This is a genomic window from Arthrobacter sp. BG3 (assembly GCF_056680185.1).
The window spans coordinates 2,711,208-2,726,037 of sequence record NZ_CM155270.1 but is presented as its reverse complement, the minus strand read 5'-3'; the positions used below and the strand labels follow the sequence as shown (position 1 = coordinate 2,726,037).

Below are 14,830 nucleotides of genomic sequence, written 5' to 3'. Positions count from 1 at the left end.
AGGAATGCTCCCCTGCACCGCCTTCCACCCCACGGCGTCAGCCCGGCAGCATGGCCAGCAGCACCGGAACGACTCCCAGACAGATGAAGGCCGGCAGTGAACACAGGCCCAGCGGCACAACGAGCTTCACGCCCAGGGCCGCGGCCTGTTTCTCGGCGGACCGGAATCGCTCACGGCGCATGCGGGCCGCCTGGGCGTAGAGGATGGCTGAGGACGGGGCTCCGGTAAGGGCTGCGAATCCCAGCGCCTGTCGGAGGGCGAGGAGTTCCGGCGACCGGACGTCGCAACCGCGCCAGGCCGTTTCCCAGTCCGCGCCAATGGCGAGCGCCGCGACGACCGGACGCAGCGGGCCACGGACGTCCGGGGCTGCGAGTTCGGCCACCAGAGCCAACGCACGGCCAAGCCCGGCTCCCGCGTCAAGCATCGCGCCGATAAGCTCCAGCATCATTGCCACGTCGCCGATACCGGGGCCGTGGATTTCCCCGGCCGGCGTGTGGCCGGAGCTTGAGAGGTGTGAGTTTCCGCTGCCCGGGACAGACTGCAGCTGGCGTCGGAGCCTCCGCCGGGACACCCCACGCTCTGACGACGCCGTCACGGCGGCGACGGCCAGAATCGCAAGCACCGACAGGCCGGCCGCGTCGGCTGTCATGAGTGAAGTCCGGCAGCGGCGCGAACGAGCCGCGCCGACCAGATCCGGCCTGCCGCGGTCAGCGCAAGACCCGCCGCGAGCGCCGCCGCTCCGAAAGGGGTCCCCAGCAGGACCTCGACAGGGTCCACACCCAGCAGCATGCCCAGGCCCACGCCCAGGAACGGCAGCCAGGTCAGCAGCCGGACGGTCGCGCGGGGCCCGGCCAACGCCGTCTGACGGGCGGCCTCGGCGTCGTCCTCGGCCTCGAGCTGGGCCGCGAAGCGGGTCAACACCTCTGCCAGCGGGCAGCCGCTGGCCTCGGCAACGTCGAAGCACGCCGCGAGCTGAACCCAGACGCGACGTTCGCGCAGACCCTGCCCTGCACCGCCGCCCCTGGTCCGCCGGGCGCCCGGTCCGCCGGACAGGGCCGCGCCCCCGGAGCGGATGGCCGCCGCGACCGGGGATCCGCGCGTCGCAGCGGCACGGGCTGCAGCGAGCAGCCGCACGGATCCTGGTGCCAGCTCCGGGCTCCGGTCGGAGGTGCCGCCCCCGTGCAGGGAGCCGGACGGGCCGCCCCCGTGCAGGAGCCACAGCTCATCCCACAACCGCGCTGGAGTGCGGCCACCTTTCAGCAACGCCGCCATCTGCTGCACGAGCAGGGTCATCGAAACTGTGGGCGCGTTCCGGCGCCGCCATCCGGGCAGCCTGCCGGAATCCGCCCGGAGGCCCTCGGCTGGCACAAATTGTGCTGCAGCAAACGCCGCGCGAATCCGTCGGCGGGGGGCCCGCGGCGGGGAGAGCGCCAGAAACACCGCGAGCGCCAGGACGCCAATGAGCAGGGCTGTCATGCAGTTCCCGCCGCGGCCGGATCAAATCCGAGAAGGCCCGCCAGCCCGGGCCAGGCTGGCCCGCAACGGACTGCTCCGCCGCAAATGTCCAGTGCGGAACTGACGACCAGGCCCACGGGGCCGCCTTCCAACACACCGATGCATGCCACGGTGCGACGACCGTTCTTCCTTTCCACGTGGACCACTGCGTCGAGCGCGCTGGCTGCCTGCAGGCGCACCGCGTCCTGCCCCAACCCGGCGAGCGCACCCAGCGCCGTTAACCGTGCGGGCACGTCGGCCGCGGTGTTGGCGTGGATGGTTCCACCACCTCCGCTGTGGCCGGTATTCATGGCAGCCAGCAGCTCGCGCACTTCAGCACCCCGGCACTCCCCCACCACCAGCCGGTCCGGCCGCATCCTCAGGGACTGCCGCACGAGCTCTCCCAGATCCACCACGCCACCACCTTCAAGGTTTCCGTGTCGCGCCTCCAGCGACACGACGTGCGGGTGAACCGGGTTGAGCTCCGCAGCGTCCTCAATCAGAACCAGCCGCTCGCCCGGCGAACACAGGCCCAGCAGCGTGGCCAGCAGTGTGGTCTTCCCGGACCCGGTGGCCCCGCTGATGAGGAAACTCAGACGGTGTTCCACCATCCGTTCCAGCACGGACCGCACGAGTGTCCCGAACATCCCGTTCTGCCTGAGCTCTTCCATCGAGAAGACCCGTTCACGCCGGATCCTGACACTCAGGAGTGTCCCCGACGTGGAGATCGGCGGCAGCACCGCATGGACCCGGAAGCCGCCGTCGAGCCTGACATCGACGCAGGGTGAGGCATCGTCCAGGCGCCTCCCGCCGGCCGACACCAGCCGCGCCGCCAGCGCCCGGACCTGCGTTTCGCCGGAGAACGCCACCGGCGCCCTCTCCAGTCCGCCGCCGCGGTCCAGCCAGACAGAGCCCGGGCCGTTGACGAAGATGTCCGTCACGGCCGGGTCACGGACCAGGGCCTGCAGGGGTCCGAGACCGTTCAGTTCCGCGCTGATCCCCTCGACCGCGGCCAGGGCGCCCGCCGTCCCCAGCAGGCGTCCACTCGCTTGCACGGCGGCTGCCACCCGGGACGGGGTCACCGGCCCGGCGTCGGACATCACGGATTCGCGGACGGACTCCAGCAGCCGCGCGTCCACGGAGGCGCGGGCAGGACGCCGGTACCGCGCGGCGCCCGGGGGCCCGCCACTGTCCGGTGGCCCGGGCGCCGAATGGGCGCTCAACCGGTGGCTCCAGGCCCGAAGTCCAGCACCATTCCGGCAAACCGCCGCACCTTGCGCTGCCGCCCGGTATCCAGCAGGCGCCCGAGCTCGGTCGCGGCCGTGGCGCGCCTGACGTCGGGCATGATGCTGGCCAGCGGCAACCCGACGGACGCGGCAATCAGCTCGGCGTCCAGCGCGGCCCCGGAGTTGCCCCGCACCACGAGCACAGTCTCCACCGCAGGAAGGTCCTGCAGGAGCCGGGCCGTCGCCACGGCCGCCCGCAGCAGCGCGGGCGCCACGACAACGATCCGGTCGCAGTCCCAGGCGAAAGTCCGCAAGGCTTCCCGGGCCCGGCCGATGTCCACCAGGACCAACTCGTAGCCGCGCCGGGCGGCGTCCAGCACGCCGGCCACGACGGCGTGGTCCACTGCGCTGTGGCGCTCCTTGGTCCCGGGCCAGGAAAGGAACGGGAACCCGCCGGCCAGGGGCAGGGAATCGGCGAGCTGGCGGGGATCGATCGTGCCGCTGGCGTCGGCCAGATCCGGCCAGCGGAGACCGGGCATGTCCTCGGCCGCGAGCGCCAGCTCCAGGCCCCCGCCCCAGGGGTCACCGTCGACGAGCAGCACCCGCAGCCCCTCCCGGGCGGCGGCCTGGGCCAGCCAGACCGCGGCCGTGCTGGCCCCCGCGCCGCCGCACCCCCCGACAATCCCGAGGACTGTTCCGCCGGATTCGGGAGTGCGGGACCGGCTGAGGTACTCGGCGAGCCAGGAGGCTGCGTCGGGCAACACCGCGACCCGGTCAGCACCGATGGCGGCCGCCAGCTGCCAGAGGCCGTCGCCGTCGCCGTTGAGGCCGACCAGGACGGCCGGTGAACGTCCCCGCGGCGGCAAGTCGGCGAGGTCACTGCCGATCAGCACCACCGGTGCCCTGTCCCAAAACGGCGCCGCCTCCCTGAGGTTCCGTACCGTGCGCAGCTGGCCGCCGGACGCCGCCACGACGCGTTCCACCTCACCGCGCAGCAGCTCGGACCCCGTCACCAGCAGGTCCTCCGACGACTCCGCCGGCAGCCACGGCGCGGCGGCCGAAGCCGGGCCCGGCGCGGCGGCCGAAGCAAGGGCCGGTCCAGCAGCCGGACCCGGCCCGGGAGCCGGCCCGGGCGCGGGGCCGGGCAGAAAGCCGGACCGGGGGCCGGGCCCGGAACCCGATAGCTGGTGCCTGCTCATGCGGCCAGTCTTCCCCTCCTCGGAACCCGCCATAACCCGCGCCGGCCGCTATGTGGATAAGCACGCGGCAAGGACCCTGCAGGCCAGGTGCCCCGGGAACGCCGCCCGCAGGGCAGAATTGACCCTATGTACCTGCTGCTCGCCGCCCACGCTGACGGCGCAGCCCTCCAGGAACTCACCGCGGACGGCGCCCCGCACCCTGCCACACCGGTGCCGCGGATCGTCGGTGCCGCCGAGCTGGCCGGCGTCGTGCGCGCGCTCGAACTGCGGCGGCCGCGCTGGATCTGGCACCGCACCCAGGACTGGTACCCCGCGCTGCTCGCCGCCGGCGTCGAACTGGAACGCTGCTACGACCTCACCCTGTGCGGCGCGATCCTCGCGCACTCGGAGTTCACCGCCCACACGGCATACGCGCAGAACGCCGACAAACTGACCCAGGACGATGAGCTGCAGCCGCCGCGGGTACTGCAGCCCCCTCCCCCGCCGGCTGACCAGGGCGCCCTGTTTGATGATCCCGGCATGCGCGGCACGCCCCGCCACAGCCCCGAAGACCTCCGCACGGAATACGCCGCGCAGCAGGAGGCCCTCAGCCAGGCGGGCGGGCCCGGCGTCGAACGCCACGGCGACAACCGCAGGCAGCGCCTCCAGCTGCTGCTCGCAGCCGAATCCGCCGGCGCCATGATCGCGGCGGAAATGCAGCATACCGGCGTGCCGTGGCGCGAGGAACTGCACGAGCGGATCCTGGTGGACTACCTCGGCCCCCGGCCGCCCCTGGGCCACCGTCCGGCCAAACTGGAGGCGCTCACCGCCGAACTGCGGCAGCTGCTGAATTCCCCCTCGCTGAACCCGGATTCACCGCAGGAGCTCATGCGGGCCCTGCACCGGAACGGCATCGAAGTGAAGACCACCCGGCAGTGGGAACTCAAGGAATCCAGCCACCCGGCGATCGAGCCGCTGCTGGCATTCAAGAAGCTTTCCCGCCTGCACGCCGCCAACGGCTGGGTGTGGCTGGACTCGTGGGTCAAGAACGGCCGGTTCCAGCCGGAGTATGTGGTGGGCGGGGTGGTCTCCGGCCGCTGGGCCTCCCGGGGCGGCGGGGCGCTCCAGATTCCGCGCCAGATCCGTGGCGCGGTGCATGCCGATCCGGGGCACAAACTGATCGTCGCCGACGCCTCGCAGCTTGAGCCCCGGGTGCTCGTGGCACTGGCGCAGGATTCCAAGATGGCCGAAGCCGCGCGCGACAAGGACCTGTATGCCGGCATCGCGGCGCAGGGGTTCGGCGGCGACCGAGCCAAGGCCAAGGTGGCGCTGCTCGGTGCGGTCTACGGGGCAACGACCGGCGAGTCGGGCCGGCTGATGCCCCAGCTGACCCGCACATATCCCCGTGCGGTCGGCTTCGTGGAACAGGCCGCCCGCGAAGGCGAGGCCGGGAGGACCGTCACGTCACGGCTGGGCCGCAGCAGCCCGCCGCCGTCCGAACGCTGGCTGCAAAGCCAGCAGTCGACCAGCGCCGAGGAACAGCGGCGGGCCGAGTCGATCGCCCGCTCCCGCGGCCGGTTCACCCGCAACTTCGTGGTTCAAGGGTCCGCTGCGGACTGGGCCGCCTGCTGGTTGGCAGAACTGCGACGCCGGCTGCGCTCCCTGCGTGCGGACGGCACCCCCGCCGGGGATCTGGTCTTCTTCCTGCACGACGAAGTCATGGTCCACTGCCCCGAGGACAGGGTGGCCGACTGCGTCCGGGTCATCGAGGAAGCAGCGAACGCCGCCAAGGAGCTCCTGTTCGGCAGGATCCCGGTGGAATTCCCGGTGAGTATCGCCGTCGTGGACTCCTACGACAACGCCAAATAGTCCCCCGGGCCACCCGGCGTAATGTACCCGCCGGTAGCGTTGTGCGCCGCGAGTGAGGGCAGTTACCCTCGAAAGGCCGGTCGGTGATCCAACAATCCGCCGGCCATGCAAGGACGCATAGTTTTCTGGGGAGGCAGCACATTGGCTGGCATTTTTGAGATCGCCGAGGCCGGCGGGAAGCAGTATTTCTTCAAGCTCACGGCACCCGACGGCACGGTGGTCGCCGTTTCACCACTGTTCAACACGATCAAGGGCGCAGCCGCGGGAATCACCGCGGTGCGGGAGAACGCGGCGACCGGGCTCGTCGTCGACAAGTCCCGGAGGGTTCCGGATTTCGCGCCTCAGCCGTCGAGCCGGCTCCAGGCATCGACGTCCAGCAGGCTCGTGCGGTCCCACGGGACCGCCCACCCCAGCTGATCGAAGAGCTGGTTTAGGATCATCCCGGTAAATCCCCAGACCACGACGTCATTGACGGTAAAAGCCGGGCTCTGGAAAGTCTGCCCCGCCCGGGTCACAGTGGCCATCACGCGGTTGTCCGGGTCCAGCAGATCCCGGACCGGGACGCGGAAGACCTGGGCCGACTCGCCGTAGTCCACCACCCGCACGGGGGACTGGGAGGCCCACCAGCCCAGCACCGGCGTCACCAGGAAGTTCCCGCGGGGAAGGGCCAGTTCCGGCATCACGCCGAGGACCTCGACGCCGGCCGGATCCAGTCCCGTTTCCTCTTTCGCTTCGCGCAGGGCCGCGCCGATGACGGATTCGCCGGGGTCGATGCCGCCGCCGGGGAACGCAACCTGGCCGGGATGGTCATCCAGGGTCTGGGCCCGCTGCAGCAGCAGGACGTCCAGATCGGCCGGCGCCAGGAGTTTGACCGAGGTCGCCGGGACGTCATCGAGGGAGCCGAAAAGCATCAGCACGGCCGCCCGCCGGATCCGCCCGCCGGGTTCGACGACGAGTTCGCGCCAGCGCGGGTCCGGGGACGGGGCCGTTCCGGCCTCCACCGCGGCCACCAGATCAATGAGGTCCTGGCGGGCCGTCACAGCGGCTTCCTCTGGGATTCCATCCGGATTTCCGCGGCCCGGTGTGTCTCTGCGAGGAGCTTCGACAGCAGCTCCTCCTGCCCCGGGGAAAGCTCGTACTTCAACAGTTTCTTCGCCTTCTCCGGATCCGTCTCACCCATCCCGTAGCTCGGACACCAGTTCGCCACGGCACAGGCGCCGCAGGCCGGCCTGCGCGAATGGCACACGCGCCGGCCGTGGAACACCACGCGGTGCGAGAGCATGGTCCAGTCGCGGGGTTCGAAGAGTTCCGCGACGTCGGACTCGATCCGCACCGGGTCATCGGACTCCGTCCAGCCAAAGCGGCGGGCGAGCCGGCCGAAATGGGTGTCCACCGTGATCCCTGGGACACCGAACGCATTACCGAGCACCACGTTCGCCGTCTTCCGTCCGACGCCGGGAAGCGTCACCAGATCGGCCAGCCGGCCGGGCACCTCGCCGTCGTACTCATCCACGAGCCGGTTGCACAGCGCCATCAGGTTCCGGGTCTTGGCCCGGAAGAACCCGGTGGGCTTGATGATGGTCTCCAGCTCCGCCGGGTCCGCTTCCGCCATGCTCCGCGCGTCCGGGTAGCGGGCGAACAGCAGGGGCGTGATCTGGTTGACGGTCACGTCCGTGGTCTGCGCGGACAGAACCGTGGCGACCAGGAGCTCGAACGGACTGCGGAAATCGAGTTCCGCGTGCGCATACGGATACTGTTCCGCAAGCGCCTTGTTGATCCGGCGGGCCCGGCGTTTCAGGCCCAGCAGCGACTCCCCCGGCGCCCGCGGGCCGGCATTTTTCGGCCCGGCACTCTTGGCACGCACGTTTGCGGGACCCGGGTTGGTGCGGCCGGGCGCGGCGCTGCCGGGGGCCGGGCTGCTGGACTCGGTGGCCACCGGGTCTGGCTAACCGCGCTCGATGTTGCTGAGGTCCCGGAGCAGGCCCACGCGGCCGTCGGTGTGCTGGACCAGGAACTCGTGTCCCCGGTCCTCCAGGGCGAGCACCCAGCCGCCGGGCTCAATCACGAAGGCCGGTGCGCCGCTGTGCTCGTCCACGGCGGTGCGGGGCTGGGCGACGGCGAACCAGAATGCCTCATGGACGATGTGGACCTCATGTTCCTCCGGGCGGCTCGCCGGGTCGACGGTGGCGCCGATCGGCTCGTGTTTGCGCACCTGTGGGTTCACGGTGGTGGGGGCGGGAACTTCGGCGGCGCGGGTTTCCTCGGCCGCTGCTTTTTCGGCGGGGGCAGTCCCGGCCGTGGGAGTGAGGGCCGCTGCCTGGGTCTGCTCAGCGGCGGACGGTGCCGCCGCCCCGGACGCGGCAGGCACGAGGCCCGTGATCCGCGTTTCCGGGGAGCTGACGACCGGGGTCGGCGCGACGGTGCGGGCCTGCGCTTCCGGCTCCGCAGCCGGCGTCGAAACCGCAGGGCCTGCGGCGGAGCCGGCAGCGGCCCCCGCGGCTGCAGCGACACCAGCGGCGCCGGCTGCGGGTGCCACCCCGGCGGGGGCACCCGCTGAGCCTGCGCCGGCGGCGTCGGAGTGCCCGCCCGAGGTCATCCGTTTCGCCCAGCCTGCGACGGCACTGGCGCCGGCTGCCTTCGGCGCGTGCTCATCGTTGGCCGCTTTCGGCGCCTTGGGGGCGCGGGGCTTGCGGACGGGGACTGCCGATTCGCGGGCCACGATGTGGGCCGGGACCTCTGCGCGGCCCAGGAAATCACCCGCGAAGAAGGGGATCAGTCGGCCCAGCACGGTGGCCGAGAGCAGCCCGAGGGCGCCGACGAGTGCCAGCAACATGCTGGGGATGTAGGCTCCTGCGACGGCCAGGAAGAAGAACGCGACAGCGAAGGACGCCACCACGGAGGCGAACTGGTCCACCGACAGGGAGCCGATCCGGAGCTTCGTCGCGGGGCTGAGCCGGCGTGCCACGAACAGCGCGGCAACAAGTACGGGCAGCAGGATCCCGAGGCCCAGGAAGAACAGGCTGCCCAGGTTCCACAGGTTGTACCGGACGGCAAACATCGGGATCAGCGAGGCAACGAAGAGAATCAGCGTCGAACCGAAAACCGTGAGGTCGCGGATGGTGAAGGGTCCGAGGACCGCCTCGTTCCTGGTGCCGGCCGTCTTGCGCTCTGCCTTGTCCACCGTGAAACGGGGTGCTTCCCCGTAGCCGGCAGGCCGGTCGGCCGTGCCGTTGCCCTGGCTTTGGGCGGACGGCTTCAGCTGCCCGTTTGCTTGCTCGTTCATTCGGTTCTCCTTAGCATGGCGGCACCCTGGACAGCGCCGTCTAACGGCAGGCCGAGCAGGGACCGCGGGCGGTCCCGTCGCCTCCATCGGATGTCACAACTTCATCTCAGCCTAGTCAAGTGGCCGGCCGATCACTAGCTGACAAGCCGGGCACGGGGGCACGGAATCGGCCCCCGCCGGCGCCTTCGCGAGCCGTCCGGCCGCCATTCGGCGCTTAACAAACACCGCTCACGGTTCACTGTGTGACGCGGCACACGTCAGACCCGGCGCAGGCGATAGTGTGTATTTCGGAACAGCTCTTTGCGGTACGCCCGTGACCAGCCGCTGCCCGAGGACGCGTAAGCGCCCCGGTGCTGCGGCGGAACGGACGCTCCGCCGCAGCACGGATCGATGAATGATGAGGTTCACCATGTCCCAGCAGACACCCGGCTCCACGACGACGCAGGCTCCCCAGCGCGATGCCTTCGAAAACCTGTCGCAGGAGAACCGCAAGTTCGCCCCTTCCCCCGAGTTCGCCGCCAACGCGGTGGTCACCGCCGCAGAGTACGCAGAGGCCGACGCCGACCGGCCCGCCTTCTGGGCGAAACAGGCCCGCGAAATGCTGAGCTGGAGCAAGGACTTCACGCAGGCCCTGGACTGGTCCAACCCTCCGTTTGCGAAGTGGTTTGTCGGGGGCGAGGTCAACGCGGCCTACAACGCGCTGGACCGCCACGTCGAGGCCGGCAACGGGGACCGCGTCGCCATCTATTTCGAGGGCGAACCCGGCGATACCCGCACCTACACGTACGCCCAGCTCACCGACGAGGTCAAGCGGGCCGCCAACGCCTTCGAATCCCTCGGCGTCGCCAAGGGCGACCGCGTGGCTGTGTACCTGCCGATGATTCCCGAGGCCGTCATCACACTGCTGGCCTGCGCCCGGATCGGCGCCATCCACTCGGTGGTGTTCGGCGGCTTCTCCGCCGAGGCGCTCCGCTCCCGGATCGACGACGCCGAGGCCAAGCTCGTCGTCACCGCGGACGGCACCTACCGCCGCGGCAAGCCCAGCGCGCTCAAGCCCGCCGTCGACGAGGCCCTGGCCCACGACGGGCACACCGTGCAGAACGTGGTCGTGGTCAAGCGCAACGGCCAGGAAGTCGACTGGCACGAGGGCCGGGACCACTGGTGGGCCGACACGGTCGAGACCGCCTCCGCCGAGCACACCGCCGTCGGGCATGACTCCGAGCACCCGCTCTTCATCCTCTACACCTCCGGCACCACCGGCAAGCCCAAGGGCATCCTGCACACCACCGGCGGCTACCTCACCCAGACCGCCTACACCCACAAGGCCGTCTTCGACCTCAAACCGGAAACTGACGTCTACTGGTGCACGGCCGACGTCGGCTGGATCACCGGGCACTCCTACGTCGCCTACGCCCCGCTGCTCAACGGCGCCACCCAGGTGATGTACGAGGGCACCCCGGATTCCCCGCACCAGGGCCGCTGGTGGGAGATCGTGGAGAAGTACAAGGTCTCCATTCTCTACACCGCCCCCACCGCCATCCGGACGTTCATGAAGTGGGGCAAGGAGATCCCCGCGAAGTCGGACCTCTCCTCGATCCGCGTCCTGGGCTCCGTGGGCGAACCCATCAACCCCGAGGCGTGGATGTGGTACCGCGAGGTCATCGGCGGCAACGCCGGCAAGAACGGTGAGCGGAAGGAAAACCCCGCCCCGATCGTGGACACCTGGTGGCAGACCGAAACCGGCGCGCAGATGATCGCCCCGCTGCCCGGGGTGACGGCCACCAAGCCCGGCTCCGCCCAGGTCCCGCTGCCCGGCATCGCCGTGGACGTTGTGGACGAGGCCGGCGAGTCGGTGCCCAACGGCTCCGGCGGCTACCTCGTGATCCGCGAGCCGTGGCCGGCCATGCTGCGCGGCATCTGGAACGACCCGGAGCGCTTCAAGGAAACCTACTGGTCCCGCTTCGAGACCATGTACTTCGCCGGGGACGGCGCCAAGAAGGACGAGGACGGCGACATCTGGCTGCTCGGCCGGGTCGATGACGTGATGAACATTTCCGGACACCGCCTCTCCACCGCCGAAATCGAATCCGCGCTCGTCTCCCACCCCGCCGTCGCCGAGGCCGCCGTCGTGGGAGCCGCGGACGAGACCACCGGCCAGTCGGTCGTCGCCTTCGTGATCCTGCGCGGGGACGCCGTGGACACCGGGGACGCAATCGTGCAGGAACTCCGGAACCACGTCAGCAAGGAAATCGGGCCGATCGCCAAGCCCAAGACCATCCTCGTGGTGCCCGAGCTGCCCAAGACCCGCTCCGGCAAGATCATGCGCCGCCTGCTCAAGGACGTCGCGGAAGGACGCGAAGTCGGCGACGCCACCACCCTGGCCGACAACACCGTCATGGCCCAGATCGCGAACTCGCTCAGAAAGTGAGGACGCACCCGGTCCGGGCCGTCCAGGGCGGAACGTTGCAGCGGTGACAGACGCGTGCGACGTCCTCGTCATTGGCGCCGGCCTGGCCGGGTTGCAGTGCGCCCGGGAGCTGCAGGCCGCCGGGCGCGAGGTGCTGGTGTGGGAAGCATCCGACGATGTCGGAGGCAGGATCCGGACCGACCGGATCGACGGCTTCCTCGTGGACCGCGGCTTTCAGGTGCTCAATCCCGCGTACCCGGCGGTCCGCCGCTGGGTCGACGTCGAGGCCCTGGCGCTGCAGGCGTTCGGCGCGGGCCTCCGGGTCCGCCGGCGGGACTCCGTCGCGGTCCTCGCCCACCCCTTGCGCGAGCCCGGACTGATCCTGCAGACCCTGCGCAGCGGACTGCTTGATCCCCGCGCCGCCATGGGGCTGCTGCGTTGGGCCGCCCCGGCGTTCGCCGGGCACCGGCGGCATCCCGGCGCTGACCTGCCGCTGCGGGAGGCCCTGGACCGGGCCGGATGCTCCGGCGAACTGCGCAGGGCAGTGGACCAGTTCCTCGCCGGCGTCCTGCTGGAGGACGAGGGCAGCACCTCAAACGAATTCGCGCTGCAGCTTGTGCGGGTCTTCGCGACCGGGGTGCCCGGATTGCCGCGCGAGGGCATGCAGGCCCTCCCCCGGCAGCTGGCGCAATCCCTCACCGCCCCGGTGCGCACCTCCACCCGGGTGGAGTCGATCCATTCGGACAACGGCGCGACCCTGGTCACCGCCGGGAATGCCAGGATCCGGGCCCGCCACGTCGTCCTCGCCGCTGATCCGGTCAGCTCCGCCCGACTGGCCGGCGGCGACGTCCCGGCCATGAAGGGCGTGCTGACGCACTGGTTCGCCTCCGACTCGGCACCCAGCGGCGCGGACATGCTCCACGTTGACGGCCGCGCACACCCGGGCGGTCCGCTGGTCAACGCTGCCGTCATTTCAAACGCGGCACCGAGCTACGCCCCCGCCGGGCGGCACCTGATCCAGACCTCAGCACTGTTGGGCCCGGGCCGGCCGGTCCCGACTGACGACGACGTCCGCCGCCACGCCGCGGAACTTTTCCGCTCCTCCACAGCCGGCTGGGAGCTCGTGGCGAGACACGAGATCCCGCATGCCCTGCCCCTGCAACCGCCGCCGCTGCGGCCCAGGCAGCCTCTGGAAGGCCCGTCCAGGCTGATCATCTGCGGCGATCACCGGGAAACGGCGTCGATCAACGGTGCGCTCGTCAGTGGCCACCGGGCCGCACTGGCCATCCTCGGTCGGCCCAGATGACCTTCTCCGTGTCGCGCCGGATCGCCGCGCCCGCGGAGGACGCCTGGATTCTGCTCACCGATACCAGGAAGTGGCAGGCCTGGGGGCCCTCGGTCACCGGTGTGGAGCCGGCCGCGGCCGCAAGCCCGGCCGGACCCGTACCAGCACCCGGTGGGATTGGGCTCGGCAGCCGGGGTAGGGTCCGCACAGTTCTGGGTGTATTGCTGCCCTACACCGTGACCGCGTTTGAGCCGGGACGCTACTGGTCCTGGTCCGTGGCGGGGGTTCCGGCCACCGGCCACCGGGTTGTTCCGCAGCCCGGCGGCTGCCTCGTCACCTTCACCGTCCCGTGGTGGGCGCCGGCGTACCTTCCGGTATGCGCCCTGGCGCTGCGGCGGATAGAGCGGCTCGCGGCGCGTTAGGGACCCGTTCCGGGCCTCAGCCGCCGGTGCAGGCCCTGACGAGGACCACCTCGAAGCTGGTAGCCGACGGGGTGGCGAATTTCGCGTTGACCAGGGCGAGGGTATTGCCGAACAGCGCCGCCGTCGTCGGGACGTCGAAGTCCTTGCTGGTGATGACTTCCTGCACCTCGCCGCTGCGCAGTGAGCCGTTCAGTTCGATCCGGCTGACCTGGTTGGTGAAGTTCTGCACCGCCCACAGGGTGTTGTCACGGAGGATGATGCCGTCGACATTCGCCAGGGTGACCGGGGCCCCGGAGGAGTCGGTGACGCCGATCAGCCTGTTCGACCCGTCGTCCGGGTCCACGCTGTACAGGGCGCCGTTGCCCGTGTGGGCGACGATCAGCCGGTGGCCATCCTTGGCGGCGGCGATGCCGTTGAGGTTGAACCCCTCGCCCACGGTGCCGGCGGGTGCCTCGAGCGCCAGGGTCCGGGCGGCGCCGGGTTTCCCGTCGCGGCCGATCGGGATCCGGTAGAGCTCGCCGGCGCGGGAGTTGGTGAACCACGCGCCGTCATGGGTCACGGTGACGTCGTTGATGAAGCTGGCACCGGCCGGCGCCAGATCGTAGACTTTCACGGTTTTCTTCGTCTCCAGGTCATAAACGTAGGCCTGGCCGGTGGCACCGCCGGCGACGAAGAGCAGGTCGTTTTCGCGGTCGACCTTCATGCCGGCGGCTGCCCGGCCTTCCGGCGCCGTGATGAACAGTTTGGCCTTGCCTTTGTCGATGTCGCCCCGGAAGATGTTCCCGTTGAGCAGGTCGCCGGCGAAAAACGTGCTGCCGTCCCCGGCGGCGATGCCTTCAGCGCCGGTGGCACCGGGGAGCCTGATTACCGGGGGCCGGTCATCCCGGGCCGCCGGCTCCGCCCGGGCGGCGGTGGCCAGTGGCGCCGGCACGAGGAAGGCCGCAACGGCGAGCGTGCCCACGGCTACCCGGCGGATTGATTTTCCTGCATGAATGTTGCGCATGATGTGCTCCGAGATCGGGCTTTCCGCGCGGGCTGACCAGTACGGGAGCTCCGCACGATGGTCCTTTCAGTCTAGGCAGGCGGGCCGGTGCGGGCCAGAGCCGGGCCGCCGCTGCCCGGGCCGTCATTTGCGCGCCGTTTCCGCCGGCCGGGCGGCAGCCCGCAACGCAACGCGATACATTGTCAGGCATGAGCGAAGCCACCCCCGCCGGCGCCGGCCGCGGCACCATCCTGGTCCTCAACGGACCCAACCTGAACCTGCTCGGCACCCGCGAACCCGAGAAATACGGCACCGCCACCCTGGCCGACGTCGAACAGCTCGCCACGGACACCGGCGCGGCGCACGGACTCGACGTCGAGTGTTTCCAGTCGAACCATGAGGGTGCCCTCGTGGATGCCATCCATGCCGCCCGCGGCAGGGCCCTCGGCATCGTCATCAACGCCGGCGCCTACACCCACACCTCGGTCGCCATCCGGGACGCCATCTCCGCGGTGCAGCTGCCCGCCGTCGAGGTCCACATCACGAATGTCCATGCCCGCGAGGAGTTCCGGCACCATTCGTACCTCTCGGACATCAGCAAGGCAGTGATTGCCGGCGCAGGGATCCTGGGCTACCGGTTCGCCGTCGAGTACCTCGCCGCGCTGCAGGCCAGCGGCGACTGAG

General features: G+C 70.6%; 14 protein-coding genes. 6 read left to right on the top strand and 8 right to left on the bottom strand.

Annotated elements, in window-relative coordinates; translation table 11 throughout:
* Window positions 1–37: 37 nt before the first annotated feature.
* The 4 genes from AC1MFL_RS12195 to ssd are packed head-to-tail and all read right to left on the bottom strand — an operon-like array spanning window position 38 to window position 3,919.
* A complete protein-coding gene (locus AC1MFL_RS12195; RefSeq protein ID WP_479810060.1) occupies window positions 38–649 on the bottom strand; it encodes a type II secretion system F family protein in 612 nt (203 codons plus the stop codon).
* Window positions 646–1,476 (bottom strand): hypothetical protein, encoded by an 831-nt coding sequence (locus tag AC1MFL_RS12190; RefSeq protein WP_479810059.1) that lies wholly within the window; start codon window positions 1,474–1,476, stop codon window positions 646–648. The genes AC1MFL_RS12195 and AC1MFL_RS12190 overlap by 4 nt, the downstream gene beginning before the upstream one ends.
* A complete protein-coding gene (locus tag AC1MFL_RS12185; protein ID WP_479810057.1) occupies window positions 1,473–2,717 on the bottom strand; it encodes a TadA family conjugal transfer-associated ATPase in 1,245 nt (414 codons plus the stop codon). The genes AC1MFL_RS12190 and AC1MFL_RS12185 overlap by 4 nt, the downstream gene beginning before the upstream one ends.
* Window positions 2,714–3,919, bottom strand: a complete 1,206-nt coding sequence (gene ssd, locus AC1MFL_RS12180) for a septum site-determining protein Ssd (RefSeq protein WP_479810056.1) — start codon at window positions 3,917–3,919, stop codon at window positions 2,714–2,716. Before ssd ends, AC1MFL_RS12185 begins: the two co-directional genes overlap by 4 nt.
* 126 nt (window positions 3,920–4,045) lie before the next feature.
* Between ssd and AC1MFL_RS12175 the strand changes: the two genes are divergently transcribed.
* Both AC1MFL_RS12175 and AC1MFL_RS12170 read left to right on the top strand, forming a co-directional pair.
* Window positions 4,046–5,767 (top strand): bifunctional 3'-5' exonuclease/DNA polymerase, encoded by a 1,722-nt coding sequence (locus AC1MFL_RS12175; protein ID WP_479810055.1) that lies wholly within the window; start codon window positions 4,046–4,048, stop codon window positions 5,765–5,767.
* 141 nt (window positions 5,768–5,908) lie between these two features.
* On the top strand, window positions 5,909–6,184 hold the full coding sequence (locus AC1MFL_RS12170) for a YegP family protein (RefSeq protein WP_479810054.1): 276 nt from the start codon (window positions 5,909–5,911) through the stop codon (window positions 6,182–6,184).
* On the opposite strand, the gene AC1MFL_RS12165 is transcribed toward AC1MFL_RS12170, so the two are convergent.
* The 3 genes from AC1MFL_RS12165 to AC1MFL_RS12155 all read right to left on the bottom strand — a co-directional run bounded on the left by AC1MFL_RS12165 (window position 6,109) and on the right by AC1MFL_RS12155 (window position 9,050).
* Entirely contained in the window at window positions 6,109–6,807 is a 699-nt protein-coding gene (locus tag AC1MFL_RS12165; protein WP_479810052.1) for an NUDIX hydrolase, read from the bottom strand. The two genes, AC1MFL_RS12170 and AC1MFL_RS12165, sit on opposite strands and share 76 nt — an antisense overlap.
* Complete coding sequence (nth, locus tag AC1MFL_RS12160) at window positions 6,804–7,631, bottom strand: endonuclease III (RefSeq protein WP_479815446.1); 828 nt, start codon at window positions 7,629–7,631, stop codon at window positions 6,804–6,806. The genes AC1MFL_RS12165 and nth overlap by 4 nt, the downstream gene beginning before the upstream one ends.
* Before the next feature lie 81 nt (window positions 7,632–7,712).
* Entirely contained in the window at window positions 7,713–9,050 is a 1,338-nt protein-coding gene (locus tag AC1MFL_RS12155) for a hypothetical protein (RefSeq protein WP_479810051.1), read from the bottom strand.
* Between the two features lie 409 nt (window positions 9,051–9,459).
* Between AC1MFL_RS12155 and acs the strand changes: the two genes are divergently transcribed.
* Genes acs through AC1MFL_RS12140 form a run of 3 tightly spaced genes read left to right on the top strand, consistent with a single transcriptional unit; the run spans window position 9,460 to window position 13,164 of the window.
* Window positions 9,460–11,478, top strand: coding sequence for an acetate--CoA ligase (acs, locus tag AC1MFL_RS12150; RefSeq protein WP_479810049.1), 2,019 nt, complete (start codon window positions 9,460–9,462; stop codon window positions 11,476–11,478).
* A 43-nt stretch (window positions 11,479–11,521) separates the two neighbouring features.
* Window positions 11,522–12,763, top strand: coding sequence for a flavin monoamine oxidase family protein (locus tag AC1MFL_RS12145; RefSeq protein ID WP_479810048.1), 1,242 nt, complete (start codon window positions 11,522–11,524; stop codon window positions 12,761–12,763).
* Entirely contained in the window at window positions 12,760–13,164 is a 405-nt protein-coding gene (locus AC1MFL_RS12140) for an SRPBCC family protein (RefSeq protein WP_479810047.1), read from the top strand. The genes AC1MFL_RS12145 and AC1MFL_RS12140 overlap by 4 nt, the downstream gene beginning before the upstream one ends.
* Window positions 13,165–13,180: 16 nt before the next feature.
* On the opposite strand, the gene AC1MFL_RS12135 is transcribed toward AC1MFL_RS12140, so the two are convergent.
* The gene (locus AC1MFL_RS12135; RefSeq protein WP_479810045.1) at window positions 13,181–14,167 is read right to left on the bottom strand and encodes an SMP-30/gluconolactonase/LRE family protein; all 987 of its coding nucleotides are present in this window, start codon (window positions 14,165–14,167) and stop codon (window positions 13,181–13,183) included.
* A gap of 188 nt (window positions 14,168–14,355) precedes the next feature.
* On the opposite strand from AC1MFL_RS12135, the gene aroQ reads away from it, so the two are divergent.
* The gene (aroQ, locus tag AC1MFL_RS12130; RefSeq protein WP_479810043.1) at window positions 14,356–14,829 is read left to right on the top strand and encodes a type II 3-dehydroquinate dehydratase; all 474 of its coding nucleotides are present in this window, start codon (window positions 14,356–14,358) and stop codon (window positions 14,827–14,829) included.
* Window position 14,830: the final 1 nt, after the last annotated feature.